We start from the raw sequence: 16,469 nt of genomic DNA on the forward strand, positions 1-16,469 counted from the left end.
TTCAGGAGGATTGGATAATGGCCGATGTATTGCGCTCGAGCTGGCAGACATGCAGATTGTTGATGGAAGACCTTACTATGGAGCTAGTTCCTCGAGTTCAAGAACTATATGAATCAAGCCAATATATGGGGGGATGGGACGGGAATTCGGATAGGGAACAGGACCACATCATGAATTGGTATCTGGAAGGCGATTTGCCTCCTAACGGCGTTAAGGAGAACTATAAAATTCAAACGATTAGACATAGTGAATGTAATGCTATTATCGGATATATAACCTTTTATCATGGTTTCCCGAATGAAGATATCGTGTATATTCCGTTCCTATTCATTGACCCGGCATTCCAACAACAAGGCTATGCCGAAGAAGCAGTGAAAGGTTTGTTAGTCGAATTGAAAGGTTTGAGCTATCGGGCTATTAGGCTTAATGTGGCTTTAAAAAACTGGCCAGCATTGCGGTTTTGGATTAAAACGGGATTTACTGCCATTACGGGCATACACGGAGACAGGGCATTCGCTGCGGATGCCTATGCTAATTTGGAATTAGAGCAAATTCTACTGAAATGATCGGCGCATTCATTGTCTTCTCATACTTAGGCAGTTTTTAAGGTAGACTTTTCCAAAATGATCTGGTACCCTCTTCTGTGGCATAATTCGTCAAACAATCATCAGAGAAGGGGGGAGCAACATGAATAAGCTAGAGTTGGCTCAAGAGATTTATCGTACGGCACATCTTACAGGTGTATTCAAGCTGCGGTCGGGCAAGGAATCGAATCAGTATTTTGACAAATATTTGTTCGAGTCGAATCCAACGCTGCTTGCAGCAGTTGCTGAACACATGGCTCCGCTCATTCCGGCCGGGACCGAAGTGTTAGCTGGTCTAGAGATGGGCGGCATTCCGATTGCGACGGCGCTGTCCTTGAAGACGGGCATTCCTGTCGTATTCGTTAGGAAGAAGGCGAAGGAATACGGCACATGCAAGCTTGCCGAAGGGACGGATATTCAAGGCAAGCAGGTTTGTATCATTGAAGACGTGGTCACAACTGGCGGACAGATCCTGCTAAGTGCTGAGGATTTGAAGCAGTATGGCGCGCAGGTGCAGGACGTCGTCTGCGTGATTGAGCGGGACGCGGCGGGAAGGGCGAATTTAGAAAATGCTGGCCTCGCGTTTCACTCTGTGCTCAAGATGGACGAGCTGCTGTCGGCGGCTGAGGGCGTTTAGTGTGAGTATGATGGTATGATGGCTCGCGCTATCGTAGGGGATCGAGAATTCAAGAGAAGGCGGAGCAGAGGGGGAACTTCTGCTCCGCCTTTTTGTTAGGGCAGATAAATCTGCCCTAATCGCAGCGAACTGCCCGTCGGCGCGCTTACGTATTTTTTGAATACACATAAAATCCGCTGCGCTTCTCCCACCCCGACGCTGACCAGAAGCCATTGCCAATGGCATTATCTTCAATGACGAAAATGTGGCATTTATCGATTCCCTCACGCCTTAACTGGTTTAGGCTAGTTTGAACCAGCTGATGGCCAATTTTCTGGTTTCTGTAGTCTGGGTTGACTGCCACATGATAAATAAAGCCCCGTCTTCCATCATGCCCGCATAGAATCGTTCCGACGATTTGCTTATCCTGCTCCCACACATAACTTAATCCTTGGTTACGTTCGAGATATCGCTGAATGTTTTCCTTGGAATCTGCGTTGCTTAATGCTAAACCTTCGATGCTGCTCCACAGTTGAATCATTGGCTCGTAATCGTGAATAGTCATCTCTCTGATTGTGCCCATATTCAATCCCCTTTTATATAAAAGTTTACAATTTTATTATTCGCGAGACTGGCTGATAACCCTGCCCTTGTCAAAGCTGTGTATATCCATTACCCCAACATCCGCTGTGATATAATGGGAGAAAGCAAGGGGATGTAAGGGAGGAGTGGCCAAATGGATTTTAATAAAATCGATCAATTAAAAATGGAATTAGATGAATTGCGGCCATTGCCGGCGGCGGCTGTACGAAATTTAGAAGAGGTCTATCGCGTAGAGTGGACGTATAACTCCAATGCAATTGAAGGGAATACACTCACACTGCTGGAAACGAAGCTCGTTCTTGTGGAAGGGCTAACAATAGGCGGTAAAAAGCTGCGGGAGCATTTTGAGGTTGTTAATCATTCAGAGGCGATCACATATGTACAGGACTTGGTCAACCGCAAGATGGATGTTACGGAGCATGTAATCAAATCGATTCATCAATTGGTTCTTAAGAACATTGATGATGAAAATGCTGGGCGTTATAGGATGATTAATGTTTTTATATCAGGCTCGCAGCATACGCCTGCACATTTTACAGTACTTTCAGAAAAGATGGAGCAATTAATCGAATGGTTTAATGAACATCAAACGACCTTGCATCCCGTCAAACTGGCAGCGGAGTTCCATTTTAAATTTGTATATATTTATCCCTTTTCCGATGGAAACGGACGTACCGCACGGCTATTAATGAATCTCATTTTGATGAAATTCGGGTATCCGCCAGCAATCGTAAAAGCTGCTAATGAGGCTCGGTTAAGTTATTATGAGACATTGGAATTGGCTAGTACAGCTCAAAATGTTGAACCTTTCGTAAACTTGATTGCAGGATGTGTAGAAGACAGTTTGCAGCGATACATTGGTGCAGTGAAATAGCCCGAATAGCAACCAGAAGGAGCCATCCAACCTAGGAAGGCTCTTTTTTTATGCTGCACTCATCGCTGCCTGCGGGCCCCTGCATACTTTTTCCTGCATTTGGCACCCTATATGGATGTTATACGGCTAGCAGAAACGAATGACGGGGGTGAACCAATGAGCGGAGCGCCAACTAAAATCAATATTTTGCAGTTATTTATGATTTTTGCGCTGATGAATGGGCTTGTCGATCATGTCATTATTAATCCGATGTTATTGGATGCTTCCGGACGGGATGCGTGGGTTACGGTATTGCTGACGGGGGTCTTATTCGTTGTGTGGTGTCTGCTCATTACTTGGATGATGCGCAAATCGGGCCAACTGAAGTGGCATGATTGGATCGCGAAGCAGACCCACCCAATCGTTTCCTGGATCCTGCTGCTTCCCGTAGGCGTCATGCTATATTTGATTGGCGCAACGACAGTCATCCATACGGCCAAATGGAATACGGCCAATTACTTGCCCGAGACGTCGGGGCTGGTTATTGTCCTGTCGCTGATCTTGATCTGTCTCGTGCTGGCGTTATGGGGGATGAGCACGATCGCGATTACAGCGGGCATGCTGCTGCCAGTCGTTACATTGCTCGGCGTATTCGTCAGCGTGTTTAATGCGACAGAGAAGGATCATCGGCTGCTGAAACCCGTGCTTGAGAATGGCTGGACGCCCGTTACCGATGGCATGCTCTATGCTGCTGGCGGTTATGTCGAGATCATCTTGTTGCTGCTGTTCCAGCATCGCCTTGCCCGTAAAGTAAAGGTTTGGCAGATCTTTCTGTACAGCTTATTTACCGTGCTGATCATGGTTGGACCGATCTCCGGAGCTATTATGGAATTTGGTCCCACCGAAGCTGCGAATCAGATGACGTCTCCCTACGAGCAGTGGCGGCTGATCAAAATCGGCCAATACATCGAGCATGTCGATTTTTTCTCGATCTTCCAATGGCTGTCCGGCGCTTGCATACGCGTGAGCCTTGCCGTCTATTTGCTCGTCGATATTGCGCCATTCAAGCGGAATTCCCATCGGCAGTGGGCCATTGCGTCCATTATGCTGAGTTATCTCGCCATTGCGCTGTATCCGATTAATGACTATTCGTTCTATGAGTGGATGTATCGCATCTATATGCCGATTTCGTTCGGTATTTTGTTTACGGTTTCGATCATTTGGATGGGAATTACATTATTCGCCAAGCCGATGCGCAAAGGGGAGTCTTCATGACGACGACAGCGAGACAGCCAAACATGGCATGGTCGGAGGAGAGGCTGCGGGAAACCTATAAAGGCTCCGCCGATGTCTATATTGATGCCTGCCGATTCGGCCAGAGCGACCAGGTAAACGTGATTCTGGTTTATGCGAATGGACTCTGCGATGGCCATCATGTACAGGAAATTGTGCTGCCTGCGCTGGGAAATTATTTTGAGCAGCGCGCCAATGAAGCCACGGGGTTAGAGCAGCTGATCTCACGCTTAACTTTGGTATCTATTTCGGAGCAGCCGGCAGCCGAAGAGCTGGATGAGTCCATTTTCGAAGGCGATCTCATCTTGTTCTTCACGGAGGAGAATCGCTGTTTTCGCATGTGCATCAATCATCGCCCTCAGCGAAGCCCGCAAGAATCCAGTACGGAAATCTCGATTAAAGGGCCGAAGGATGGCTTTATCGAGGACATGTACACGAACATCGCCTTGATTCGCAAACGCGTCCGCAGCCATTCGCTCCATGTGAAGCCGTTCACGCTGGGCACGCGTACGAAGACCAAAGTATCGCTGCTCTATTTCCACGATATTATTAATTCCAAGATTCTGGACGATGTCTGTAAACGGCTGGACGAGTTTGAATCGGACGGCTTGTACAGCATAAATCAGCTCGAAGAGTCGTTAACTGGCTCCAAGCTGAAGCTGCTCCCCTTGATGGATTACACAGGCAGGCCTGACTTTTGCGTCAACGCTTTGCTATCCGGACGCTTCCTTATCATCGTGGATGGCAATCCGCTCGTGTTGATCGGGCCAGCCGGATTGTCCTTGATCTTAAAATCGCCAGAGGATATCCACTTCAACTACTCGTATATTACGTTCGCCAGATTGATTCGGGCATTCAGCTTGTTCCTGTCCGTGTTTCTGCCGGCGCTGTGGGTTTCCTTGATGGCGTTCCATCAGGACCAGATTCCGTTCCGCATCATGGCGACAGTGTCGGTGTCCCGGTTAGGGCTGCCGTTCTCTTCCCAAATCGAAACGTTCATTCTGCTTATGCTGCTCGAAATATTCCGCGAAGCGGGCGTCCGCCTGCCCAGCGCCATCGGCCAAACCTTAACGTCTATCGGCGGCTTAATTATTGGCGATGCAGCCATTCGCTCGGGGCTTGTTTCGCCCTCCGTCGTTGTAATTGGGGCGATAACTGCGGTATCTGGCGTTACGCTCGTCAATCAGTCGCTCAGCACGGTCGTTAGCATACTGAGGCTTTTTTTCTTCGGATTGGCCTGCTATCTCGGCATGTACGGCGTGATCTTGGGCATCGTTATATTCGTCGCCTATATGGCGAGCCAACGCTCGTTCGGGATGAATTACCTTGCTCCGCTATCGCCGCTCAATATCCGTGAAGTGTTTTTTTCGTACCTGCGAGTGCCGTGGTTCATGTTGAAGCGCAGGCCGGCGTCGTTGAAGACGCAAGATGAAGACCGTTAAGGAGTGTGGGCTTATGCGAATCGTTCGGCTGATGGGGCTTCATCTTCTGCTATTGGCAGCCATGCTCCAGCAAGGCTGCGGCAATTCGAAAGATATTCAAGCACTGGCGTATGTCACTGCGCTTGGGATCGATTATGTGGACGGGAATTACATTACCTATGCCCAAGTGCTTAACTTTTCTAACATTGCGCGAACCGAGAGTAACCAACTGGGCAAAAAAGTGCCGATCTGGATCGGCAGCGGGCGAGGCAAGTCGATGTCTAGTGCGATAGCCGGCGTCACGGCAACTTCACAGTTTCCGATGTTCTGGGGACACTTAAAGGCTGTCGTTATGACGGAGAGTGTACTGCAACAAGGGCTCAAAGAAATCTATCTCACCTTGAACCGCTATCGGGAAGTTCGGTACAACATCTTCGTCTATGGCACCAAAGAAAATCCATCGGACATATTAAACCAGACATCCTTGTTCAACTTATCGCCGCTCGACACGATTATGTTCACAGGAACGCAGCTAGGCAGCCAAAAGTCTTACCTGTTGCCGGTGAACGGCAATCATGCAATCGCTAATTTAAACGAACCCGGCAACCCTGCTATTATGCCATCGATCTCTACGACTAAGCATTATTGGAAGGAAGACCAGAAAAGCAAGTCCATGTTTGAAATTTCTGGCGCATTCTTTTTTGAAAATAACCACAGCTCGGGCTGGATGTCCATCGAAGATTTGAAAGGCATTCGGTGGGCTAATCGCAGGCTGGAGCAGGCACCGCTGTCGATCCCGCTCAATGATGCTGACGATGCAGTTGTGATGCTTGCCCATCCGCATTTGGCAATTAAACCTGTAATCGGAAAAGCCGGTGCACAATTCGACCTTCACTTGAAGGTTAGCGGGACCGTGTATGAGTCGCATAACAAGTCGATTGAGACGCTGGAGCTGAAATCTAAGCAGTTAATCGAAAAGGAAATTAGAGAAACGTACCATAAGGGGCTCGCCAAGCGGGTGGACCCTTTTCAACTGGAGGAAGCGTTGTATCGCAAAAATCCTGCAATGTTCTACAAGCTGGCGAAGACAAGCCCGTTTTTCTTGGATGGGCAATCGTTGCGCCATGTTAAGGTTCAGGTGAAGATTTTGAGCACAGGGAAGTATAAGGAGAAGATTCGATAATCGATTCGATTGGAACGTCTGTTCTTAGTGAAGGAAATGCTATATAGTTTTATATATCGTGTATAATGTAAAGGCGATAATTGCTGCGCTTCATTGAAACCTAGGGAGGTACACCATAAATGAAACTTGAAGAAAGAGGAAGAGGGAAATTTAAACCTGCGCCCAATCTATCCCCCGAGGAAGTACGGCAAGTATTGCTAGAAAAAATTCAAGAAGAAATGTCCCTAATCATTGAATCTGAGGATGACGAGGGGCTTCTAGCACAATTAGATTACCAAGATGATAAATTTAACATGCTGAGCCTGTTCTCCGGCTGCGGCGGATTAGATATGGGGTTTGAATTAGCAGGCCTTGCGGCAGTGATTGGTGAAGAAGCTGCAATGAAGGCATTTCAAGATAAAGAAAGCTTTAATGAAGCAAGGGGAAAGAGCGTATTTCATACGATTTACACCAATGATTTGTTCACTGAGGCAAATGAGTCTTATAAAATAAATTTTCCAGCTTCGGTTGTCCAGCATCGAAAAGATATTAGGAAAGTTAAAAACTTTCCGAAAGCGGATATCGTCGTAGGCGGCTTCCCGTGCCCTGGGTTTTCAGAGGCGGGACCTCGGTTAATTGATGACGAACGGAATTTTCTTTATATCCATTTCATTAGATGTTTAATAGAGACGCAGCCTTATTTCTTTATTGCTGAGAATGTGAAAGGCATGATGAACATCGGCGGCGGCGAAGTTCTGAAACAGATCGTTGAGGATTTCGCTTCAGCCGGATACAAAATGAAATATAAGCTCCTCAATTCAAGGGATTATGGCGTACCACAGTTACGGGAACGGGTTATTCTGGTCGGTGTAAGAAATGATATCGATTTTGACTATGAATATCCCGAGCCTACGCATGGTAATGATCCAGCGCTAAAACCTTACGTTACTTTAAAAGATGCGATTGGTGACTTGGCGGAAAATCCAGGCCCTTACTTTACAGGTTCATTCTCAACTATTTATTTGTCGCGAAACAGAAAGAAACGCTGGGACGAGCAAAGCTTTACGATCCAAGCGTCTGGCAGGCAAGCCCCACTCCATCCAGACGGGCCTTCCATGGTTAAGATGGGTGCGGATGCGTGGGATCTTCCTGGCGGGGAAGAGATGAACAGAAGGCTTTCGGTAAAAGAAATCGCCCGTATCCAGACGTTCCCTGATTGGTATGAGTTTACGACTACGCCTAGACAAGTTTCTGAAACTTCTAAGCTAGATTACTTCTACAAGCAAATCGGCAATGCCGTCCCGGTATTGTTAGCGAAAGCGATAGCAAAGCCATTAGCAGAATGGGCAGCTAAACAGGTTAAGGGCGGAAAATCTGACAGATCTATCTCCGAGGGAAATGAAGTGTTGAGTAAATAGTGGAGCCTGTTAGGTTAAAATATACCGTTGGATTCATAAAGCGCGGCGATGAAATTTTGATGCTGAACCGGAACAAAGAGCCGGGCATGGGAAGATGGAACGGGGTTGGCGGCAAGCTAGAGCAGGGTGAATCGCCATTAGCATGTATCATTCGAGAAGCTTACGAGGAAACGGGGATACAGTTAGGCCGTGACCAAGTGAAGTATACGGGTGCTGTTACATGGGTTAATGAATATGAAACGTCGGGCATGTACGCTTTTATTGCGGAGATGGCACCTGGCTTCGAGTATGAAACTCCTGTTGCGACGCCAGAAGGCATCTTATGCTGGAAACATAAAGATTGGATATGCAATACGAAAAATCTCGGCGTTATCGGGCATGTTCCTCATTTTTTGCCTGTCATGTTAACGGAACAGATGCTATATGAGCATCGGTTCTCTTTTTCCAACAGTGTATCCAACCATTACGAAAAGCTGCCATTGCGTGGTGAATTAAAATATTAAAAGGAGCAGGCGTGCCTGCTCCTTGGCTAAGGCTGTCGAGCGAGTCCCGACGGCTTTTTTATGTTTCAGGGGCGTGGAAGGAATAGTGCAGAAAAAAGTACCCTATCCGGCCGGCTGGAGCGCCGGGGAGCAAATAGGGCAGAAAAAAGTACCCTATCCGGCCGGCTGGAGCGCTGACGGATTCTGTATTCAAAAAAGAGCATGCGCTCCCTACTACGCATGCTCTTTTTTTCTGCCATTACAGGCTATAAAAGTGCCTCCGGCAACCCACTCGCATACATCACCCGGCAATCCGTATGCGTCCGCAACGTTTCCATCGTTTCCGCACGTGGCGCTGTATAGATTACCAGGTAATCGACCTCCTCATACGCCTCACGGATTGCAAAAGCGAGCCGCTCCCCGTCTAGCGAAAACTGGGCATCGACCCCCTGCTTATTGCCGCGGGCATCCAGACGAATCCATCGGTCCAGCTCACCTATGTAAACCGCGTTAAGTGCATGGATGACATAGCCTGTATCAGGCGTATCGCCTAGCGTGAGGCGCTGGTAACAGAATCCCGCCGGCATGCCGTGAATGCGAAGCAATGCGCATAGGAGATTGGATTTGGCATAACAAATCCCCTCCCGGTAGTGCAGGACATCCGATGCGTTGCATGTGACGCGAGTGCTTTGAATGTCCCATGAGTGCGATACGGAATCGCGTACGAATTCGAAAGCATTTTGCACATAGGCAATGCCGTTGGAAGATTGGCTAGCTAGCTTGGCCGCAAGCTCCCGGATTGAGGCGTGGCTGAAATCGACGTATTCGCTCTCGGCGAGATAGTCTTCTAATGAACTAGATTCACAAATCACGACAATCCCCCTTAAATGAGTGTGAGTGGATGGTAAATGTTCTTGAATGTATTTTTATACATCTGTATGATTATATATTCAAACCCAACCGTACAGCAAGGAGAACTCTTCTCTGGCGGCGTAATTTATTTGGCCGTATACGGCTGTGCCTCAAGGCGATTATAATGTTTGAGGTTATGCTATAGCATACATAGGAGGTCCTTTAATGACGAATACGGCGAAAACCTATAAAAACTGCCAAAGCTGCGGCATGCCGCTTGCGCGTGACGAACAACGGGGCGGGACCGAACGTGACGGTTCGAAAAGCAACAAATATTGCAGCCATTGCTACCAACATGGCGAATTTACGTTACCTAACCTGACAGTGGAGCAGATGCGGGAACTGGTGAAGGAGAAGCTGGGCGAATTCGGGTTTCCGAAGTTTCTAAGAGGCGTGTTTACGCGGAATATCTATAAGCTGGAACGTTGGACGAAGTAGCCAATCAGCTTGCAAGCTTCTGGATATACTACAAGGAGGGTTTCCCAGCCACCATGGGATGTCAGATGACAAGGAGGTCCCTCACGGATGTTAAACCGAGTTTGGAATGTTGGCCTGATTGTGCTGACGGCCGTATTCGTGGGATTGCTGGCAGCATTCGTCATTACGATTTTACATACCCGAGAACTGGCGGAACAGCTTGAGCAGGGAGATAAGTCTGCTGTAGCTGCTGAACGAACACGGATTGCCCTCATCTCGCAGGAGCTGGACAACCCGTTCTGGCGTTCGGTAGAGGAGGGCGCACGTGCGGCCGCAGCAGAATATGGGATGGATTTAACTTATCTAGGACCGCTGCGGATTAATCCGGAAGAGCAGGCACGGCTGCTGGAGAAGGCGATTGCGCAAGGGTTCGACGGGCTGCTCATCCAAGGGTTGAATGATCCTGCGTACGCTCAATTGATCGGAAAGGCGTTCGAGCGCGGCATTCCGGCGATTACGATTGATGCGGATGAACCGGGGAGCGCGCGAGTGGCGTATGTCGGAACGGATAATTGGCAAGCGGGCGAAGAGATGGGGAGGCTTGTGATTCGCATGGCGGGCGCGAAGGGGCGTATCGGCGTGCTGCTCGGCAGTGAAGCGATGAATATGAAGCTACGGCTGGCTGGTTTTCGAAACGTGGTAAAACAAACGAAGGGACTTTCTATTGAGGATGTGCGCATCTCGAACATCTCGCGCCTGCAAGCAACCGAGCAAGCAGAGGGCATGCTGCGGAAGCATCCGGGCTTGCTGGCTGTCGTTGGGTTCAGTGCATTGGACGGCGTCGGGATTGTAGAGGCGGCAAAGCGGGTGAAGGCTGGCGATCTCCCGGTGTTTGCGTTTGACGATTTGGAGAATACGCGCCAAGCGATCAGGGAATGCCGAATTGCCGCTGCCCTCGTGCAGCAGCCTGGCCGAATGGGGCAGGAGGCAGTAAATTTGCTTCACACGTATTTGCAAGATGGCGCTGTTGCGGCGGCGTTTCATTTTACGACGACGAATGTGTTGGACAGGGCGGACGGCTGCCGATGACGATCCGGACGAAGCTGCTTATCATTATTCCGCTGCTAGTGCTGCTGGCGAATATGGTGACGTTGTTCCTGTTCCAGAGCTCAACTGTCGTACAGCGGGGTTATGACCGGATGATGGATCGGGTACTGGCTTATCGGGAATCTGTGCAAAATGCGGAGCGCTCCACGCAATCGCTCTACAGTTATTTATTGGACCCGAATCCGCAAACGAAAGCGGAAGCGCATCGCCTGCGTGATGCCTTGCAACAGAGCCGGGAGCAAATCGGCTCACTTGGGCAAGACGCCGCACTCGCCTCCGCTGCCGCTGGCTTCATTCATTTGCTAGATGCCTTGCAGCGGCAACAGCGCGATGCGGAGTCAGCTTCCGAATCACCGAGCGTTGCATTGTCGTTGTACACCGATGCGGAGAAGACAGAACGATTCGTTCGGGAGGATGGGCAGCGGCTCATCGATCTGGAATTGAGCAACGATCAACCTATTTTTCGCGACATTCAACTAGCAAATATTCGAATGAATCGGCTTGGCGCCGCGATTATCGCGATCCAGACGCTGCTCGGGGCTGGTCTCGCGTTCTGGGTGTCCCGCAGTGTAACGGAACCCGTAGGGCGGTTGGTTCGCATGGCGAAGGGGATTTCGGAAGGGCGATCGCAGCAAGAGCTGGAGCCGCTGCCACCCGTGACGAAGGATGAGTTGGGCGTCATGACGGGCACTTTTCTGCAAATGATCACGTCATTGCAAGAAGCGGCAGATCGGGACAAGGGCAGGCTGGAGCAGGAACGGCTGGTGAAGGAGCTGGAGCTGCAGGCGCTTCAAAGCCAGATTCAGCCGCATTTTCTGTTCAATTCGCTTAATGTGCTGTCTAAGCTCGCCTTATTGGAAGGCGCAGAGAAAACATCGGACCTGATCGTCTCCATGTCCAAGCTGATCCGTTACCGGCTGCGCCAATCGGACGAGCCTGTCACGCTTCGCGAGGAGCTGGGGCATGTGATGGAGTACGTGACGATCCAGCGTGCGCGGTTTCAGAATCGGGTATCGTTCGAGACGGATATCGATGAGGATGCGTTAGCTGTCCAGATTCCAGCGCTAACCGTCCAACCGCTCGTCGAAAATGCGTTCGTGCATGGGATTGAGCAACTGGAGTCCGGTGCGACGATTCGGCTGTCCGTACGTCGTGACGGCCAGGACGCTGTTATTGCCGTTAGTGATAATGGCGCTGGCATGGATGAACCAACGAGGGAGGCGCTGCTCCAATTAAGCTATGGGCCAAATGCGCCAAGCGTTTCGGGGCCATTGGCTCAGCCCGAGGAACCTAAGGCACAACATCAGCGGTCAGCTGGAATTGGGACGCGTAATGTTTTTCGGCGGCTTCAGCTGTTTAGTGGGCGCGGCGATACCGTGGATATAAGGAGCAAGCGCGGAGAAGGGACGACGGTTACAATCCGAATTCCTTGGTTAGATGAGGGGGATAAAGGCGATGTATCGCTTACTGATCGCGGATGATGAAGCGTTAGAGAGAGAAGGGCTGGAGTGGATCGTCAATCGGATGCTGCCTGGCCAGTTCGAGATCATTCACGCCGAGAACGGGAGAAGGGCCATCGAACAGGCGGAGGAACGCCGGCCACATATCGTGCTAATGGATGTCCAGATGCCGGGCATTCAAGGGCTGGAGGCGCTAAGGGAGATTCGCAGCATGCTGCCGGACGTCAAGCTGGTATTGGTGACAGCGTATGATTCTTTTGCTTACGCGCAGGAGGCGATAACGCTCGGCATCTCTGAGTATATCGTGAAGCCAGCTAGCCGGGATCAAATCACGAAGCTGCTCACGCGATTGGTGGATGAACTGCAGCGGGAGAAGGAGAAGCGGGGCGAGCAACTGGAGCTGAAAAGCAGGATGTCCTCCATCCAGCCGCTCATCGAGAACGAGCTGGCGCTTATTCTGATGGTTGATCAGGCGATGGGCACAAGCCCGGACACGTTGGCGGAGTGGCTGGATTTTGGTTTGGAGCACGGGCGCAGCCTCGTCATCGCGTTCCCTGGCCATGATTCATCGTTGGATCGCGGGCAGCTCTATGAGACGATTCGCCGATTGGCAAAATCGCAAGCTAGCTGCATTGTGAGCTCTATTCTGGAGCATCACATTGCCCTGTTCGTCCACCAGCCGCCGCAGGGTGCGGAAGATGGCGAGGAGGGGCTGATCCGCTTCGCGGAGAAGCTGGCTGAGGCGGCTCGGGCGCAGCTTCTGGCGGCGCCATCGATCGGCATTGGATCGTTGCGCAGCGGGGCGGAAGGGCTGCGCCATTCGTATTTTGAAGCGGTGTTCGCTTCCACTTATCCGGGTCGGGAAGGGCAAGTGTGCTTGTTCGACGATCTAAAGCAAGGCAAGCAAGAGGCGGTGATGGCTGAGGGTGCGGAGCTGCCCGAGGAACGCCAGCGCAGCTACGTGCTGTCAGCCTTGAACCGTATCCGCGAGCTTCGCGAGGAGCAGACGGCGACCGTTATGGATCGGGCGATTGCTTATATGTTAGAACGATTTACGGAGGAATTGTCACTGGAGGATGTCGCGGAATACGTTCATCTGAATCCTTTTTACTTCAGTAAAGTGTTCAAGCAGCATGTCGGGGAAAATTTCATCGACTACTTAACCGGGCTGCGCATCGACAAGGCGAAGCGGCTGATCGCGGACAAGCAGCTCATTCTGAAGGAAGTTTGTTATCAAGTCGGCTATAAGGACCCGAATTATTTTAGCCGCGTGTTTAAGAAGGTAACTGGCGTTACGCCGTCCGAATACCGTGCCTTGCCTCGGTAGGCAGTTAATGAGAGTCCATGTTCTCGCGACATGGACTTTTTTGTGCATGAAGGACAGAATAATGCGGGTCGCCTACGGCGATTGCCCGTTATTCACGATGCATGAATAGCTGTGCGGGAACAGCACAAATTAGTGAAGATGATCGAGCCACGGCTGCTTTCGAATCGATGCTATACTAAAAATCGCTTTCCAAACAAGGTTGTCCTTCGGCATGAACGGAGGAAAAGGATATGCGTTACGAGCACGATTTTGAAAACAGAAAGGAATGCATATATTATGGCACAAACGATAAAAACGCCAGCTTCCGAGCCGAATATGCGCTACGTCACGCTGGTGTCCATCATTGCTGCGCTGGGCGGGCTGTTGTTTGGTTTCGACACGGCTGTCGTATCGGGCGCTATTGGCTTCATGCAGGACAAGTTTGAACTAAACGGCATTCAGACCGGCTGGGCAGTATCGAGCTTGATTATTGGCTGTATCGTCGGCGCTGCCGCGTCGGGCTGGTTAAGTGACCGGTTTGGCCGCAAAAAGGTGCTAATCGCCGCGGCGCTGCTGTTCACGCTCGGCTCGATTTTCTCCGCCATACCAGATACGTTCACAGGGTATATCATCGCCCGGATGATCGGTGGGCTGGGCATCGGCATTACCTCTACGTTATGCCCGTTGTATAACGCAGAGATTGCGCCTGCTCGATACCGGGGACGGTTGGTTGCGTTTAACCAGTTCGCAGTCGTTACAGGCATTTTCCTTACGTACTTCATCAACTCCGGCATTGCTGGCGCTGGCGATGACGCTTGGGACATCTCGACCGCTTGGCGCTGGATGTTCGGCGTTGGCGCGATTCCGGGCATTTTGTTCCTGGTGATGCTGTTCTTCGTGCCAGAGAGCCCGCGTTGGCTGATTAAGCAAGGGCGGCCAGAGGAAGCCCTCAACATCTTGCTTCGCATTCACGGAGAGGATGCTGCGCGCAAGGAAGTATTGGAGATCAAAGCGTCGTTCAACGAAAAGCAAGGCTCGATTCGCGAGCTGTTTAAGCCGGGCTTGCGTTTCGCCCTTATAGCGGGCGTCGGCATAGCTGTCCTGCAGCAGATTACGGGCATTAACGCGATCATGTATTATGCGCCAGAGATTTTGAAATCAACAGGTGCAGGCACGAATGCTGCGCTAATCCAAACGATTCTCGTCGGCTTCATCAACTTCGCCTTCACGATTCTGTCGATCTGGCTGATTGACAAGGTGGGGCGCAAAGCGCTGCTGCTCGTCGGTTCGTCGGTCATGGCGCTCAGCCTGCTGTTTATCGGCATCGTGTTCCATAGTGGACATGCTACAGGCCCGTGGGTACTAGTGCTGCTGCTCGTTTATGTTGCGGCATTCGCCGTCTCGCTCGGACCAGTTGTCTGGGTGCTGCTTGCCGAGATTTTCCCGAACCGCGTACGCGGCATTGCGATTGCTATCGCATCGATGTCATTATGGGTAGCGGATTATGTTGTATCCCAGTCGTTCCCGCCGTTGCTGGAATCCGCGGGACCAGCAGTGACGTACTGGATCTTCGGGGCGTTGTCGCTCGTAACGGTGATCTTCACGTGGAAGTTCATTCCGGAGACGAAGGGCAAATCGCTTGAGGACATGGAAAGCGTGTGGAATGAAATGAGCCGTAAGGGCTAAGCGTATTTTGAAATATATAGAATCCGAAAGCTTCGCCTGTGGGCGGGGTTTTCGGATTTTTTGTTTTGATTAAACCCATATATGGTAATAGGTACGAGGTAAAACGTGTTATTCCGAAAGGGTGAAGAGCGTGCGGAATTCTTAGTTTGAGATCAAGTTCGAGATTTTCGGGGAAGTTAGAACAAATTAACGGCATCAATGCCGGGCTGCTTGAATCCCGCTATTTTCGCAAAGTGAGGCGTTTTATTTGACCATGTTGCAATCCAAAATTTTTTCTCCAATCGATGAGATTATCTCTCTCTATGCAGACAGCATGAATCGGAGCCTTCCGCATTTGCTCGAAGGCCTATATATATATGGCTCCATCGCATTGGGCGATTACTCTTTGGAACTAAGTGATATTGATTTTATTGCGATAACGAAAGAGAGATTGCGGGAATCAGAAATCGCGGCGCTAACACAGGTGCATCGTGAGATCGAACTGAAATACAAGAAGCCGAACTTGAATGGCATTTATTTAACGTGGAACGATTTGGGCAAATTGCCTGAGAACACGAAGCCATTCCCGTATTATTGCGATGGGAGGATGCATGAATCGGGCTATTTTGAGTTAAACCTAGTCACTTGGTACGAACTGAAGGCACACGGCATTCGGGTTATCGGTCCGGAAGTGGCGGCATTAGGGATCGAGGTTGATTTTGAACAATTGTTATTGAGGATGCACCATAATCTAAATGATTATTGGCGCAACTGGATTCACAAATCGAATAAACGGTTATCGTTTGCAGCACTGGCACTTTACTTTAGAAGAGCCGATATCGAATGGGGCGTTTTGGGCATTACGAGATTGTACTATACGTTCCGGGAGCGCAAGATCACCACTAAAGCTGGGGCGGGTGAATATGCATTAGAGGTTGTGCCTCCTCAGTGGCATCGCGTCATTCAAGAATGCATTAACACGAGGCGTGGCGTGAAGAAATCCCTTTATCGATCAAGAGTCGTGTTGAAAAAAGAGGCAATCAAGTATATGAAATATATGCTGGATGAGTGCAACAAGCTTAAGTGAGTACATACAGTATGCTGTATGGCGCCTCTCTTAAGGTTTTTTTATAAAATTATAATCTTTTTATTCCATTTCTTAAGAAGTCT

The 16,469-nt window shown here is 50.0% G+C and carries 16 protein-coding genes; 14 read left to right on the forward strand and 2 right to left on the reverse strand.

Annotation, left to right across the window (positions count from 1 at the left end):
- Positions 1-17: 17 nt before the first annotated feature.
- Positions 18-566: a GNAT family N-acetyltransferase gene (locus GON22_RS06225; RefSeq protein WP_160395244.1), complete on the forward strand. Its 549-nt coding sequence runs from the start codon at positions 18-20 to the stop codon at positions 564-566.
- A gap of 121 nt (positions 567-687) precedes the next feature.
- Positions 688-1,221, forward strand: a complete 534-nt coding sequence (gene pyrE / locus GON22_RS06230) for an orotate phosphoribosyltransferase (protein ID WP_160395245.1) — start codon at positions 688-690, stop codon at positions 1,219-1,221.
- Between the two features lie 145 nt (positions 1,222-1,366).
- Here pyrE and GON22_RS06235 read toward each other — a convergent pair whose 3' ends face one another.
- The gene (locus tag GON22_RS06235; RefSeq protein ID WP_160395246.1) at positions 1,367-1,783 is read right to left on the reverse strand and encodes a GNAT family N-acetyltransferase; all 417 of its coding nucleotides are present in this window, start codon (positions 1,781-1,783) and stop codon (positions 1,367-1,369) included.
- A 153-nt stretch (positions 1,784-1,936) separates the two neighbouring features.
- On the opposite strand from GON22_RS06235, the gene GON22_RS06240 reads away from it, so the two are divergent.
- The 6 genes from GON22_RS06240 to GON22_RS06265 all read left to right on the forward strand — a co-directional run bounded on the left by GON22_RS06240 (position 1,937) and on the right by GON22_RS06265 (position 8,453).
- Complete coding sequence (locus tag GON22_RS06240; protein WP_160395247.1) at positions 1,937-2,677, forward strand: Fic family protein; 741 nt, start codon at positions 1,937-1,939, stop codon at positions 2,675-2,677.
- Positions 2,678-2,833: 156 nt separating this feature from the next.
- A complete protein-coding gene (locus GON22_RS06245; protein WP_160395248.1) occupies positions 2,834-3,931 on the forward strand; it encodes an endospore germination permease in 1,098 nt (365 codons plus the stop codon).
- The gene (locus GON22_RS06250; RefSeq protein WP_160395249.1) at positions 3,928-5,391 is read left to right on the forward strand and encodes a spore germination protein; all 1,464 of its coding nucleotides are present in this window, start codon (positions 3,928-3,930) and stop codon (positions 5,389-5,391) included. The genes GON22_RS06245 and GON22_RS06250 overlap by 4 nt, the downstream gene beginning before the upstream one ends.
- A 13-nt stretch (positions 5,392-5,404) precedes the next feature.
- Positions 5,405-6,553 carry a Ger(x)C family spore germination protein gene (locus tag GON22_RS06255; protein ID WP_160395250.1) on the forward strand — a complete coding sequence of 383 codons (1,149 nt, stop codon included), beginning with the start codon at positions 5,405-5,407 and terminating at the stop codon, positions 6,551-6,553.
- Between the two features lie 119 nt (positions 6,554-6,672).
- Positions 6,673-7,950: a DNA cytosine methyltransferase gene (locus GON22_RS06260; RefSeq protein WP_160395251.1), complete on the forward strand. Its 1,278-nt coding sequence runs from the start codon at positions 6,673-6,675 to the stop codon at positions 7,948-7,950.
- Positions 7,950-8,453: an NUDIX hydrolase gene (locus tag GON22_RS06265; RefSeq protein WP_336604268.1), complete on the forward strand. Its 504-nt coding sequence runs from the start codon at positions 7,950-7,952 to the stop codon at positions 8,451-8,453. The genes GON22_RS06260 and GON22_RS06265 overlap by 1 nt, the downstream gene beginning before the upstream one ends.
- 245 nt (positions 8,454-8,698) lie before the next feature.
- Here GON22_RS06265 and GON22_RS06270 read toward each other — a convergent pair whose 3' ends face one another.
- Positions 8,699-9,310 carry a transglutaminase domain-containing protein gene (locus GON22_RS06270; RefSeq protein ID WP_160395318.1) on the reverse strand — a complete coding sequence of 204 codons (612 nt, stop codon included), beginning with the start codon at positions 9,308-9,310 and terminating at the stop codon, positions 8,699-8,701.
- Between the two features lie 199 nt (positions 9,311-9,509).
- On the opposite strand from GON22_RS06270, the gene GON22_RS06275 reads away from it, so the two are divergent.
- The 6 genes from GON22_RS06275 (at position 9,510) to GON22_RS06300 (ending at position 16,386) form a co-directional block, all read left to right on the forward strand.
- The gene (locus tag GON22_RS06275; protein ID WP_160395253.1) at positions 9,510-9,782 is read left to right on the forward strand and encodes a zinc ribbon domain-containing protein; all 273 of its coding nucleotides are present in this window, start codon (positions 9,510-9,512) and stop codon (positions 9,780-9,782) included.
- 87 nt (positions 9,783-9,869) lie between these two features.
- Entirely contained in the window at positions 9,870-10,850 is a 981-nt protein-coding gene (locus GON22_RS06280) for a substrate-binding domain-containing protein (protein WP_160395254.1), read from the forward strand.
- Positions 10,847-12,349: a sensor histidine kinase gene (locus GON22_RS06285; RefSeq protein ID WP_160395255.1), complete on the forward strand. Its 1,503-nt coding sequence runs from the start codon at positions 10,847-10,849 to the stop codon at positions 12,347-12,349. Before GON22_RS06280 ends, GON22_RS06285 begins: the two co-directional genes overlap by 4 nt.
- Complete coding sequence (locus tag GON22_RS06290) at positions 12,324-13,655, forward strand: response regulator (protein WP_160395256.1); 1,332 nt, start codon at positions 12,324-12,326, stop codon at positions 13,653-13,655. Before GON22_RS06285 ends, GON22_RS06290 begins: the two co-directional genes overlap by 26 nt.
- Positions 13,656-13,931: 276 nt before the next feature.
- Entirely contained in the window at positions 13,932-15,320 is a 1,389-nt protein-coding gene (locus GON22_RS06295) for a sugar porter family MFS transporter (RefSeq protein ID WP_160395257.1), read from the forward strand.
- A gap of 253 nt (positions 15,321-15,573) precedes the next feature.
- On the forward strand, positions 15,574-16,386 hold the full coding sequence (locus tag GON22_RS06300; RefSeq protein WP_160395319.1) for a nucleotidyltransferase domain-containing protein: 813 nt from the start codon (positions 15,574-15,576) through the stop codon (positions 16,384-16,386).
- Positions 16,387-16,469 lie beyond the last annotated feature (83 nt).

The sequence above is a fragment of the Paenibacillus sp. MMS18-CY102 genome (assembly GCF_009789195.1).
Lineage (GTDB): Bacteria > Bacillota > Bacilli > Paenibacillales > Paenibacillaceae > Paenibacillus_T.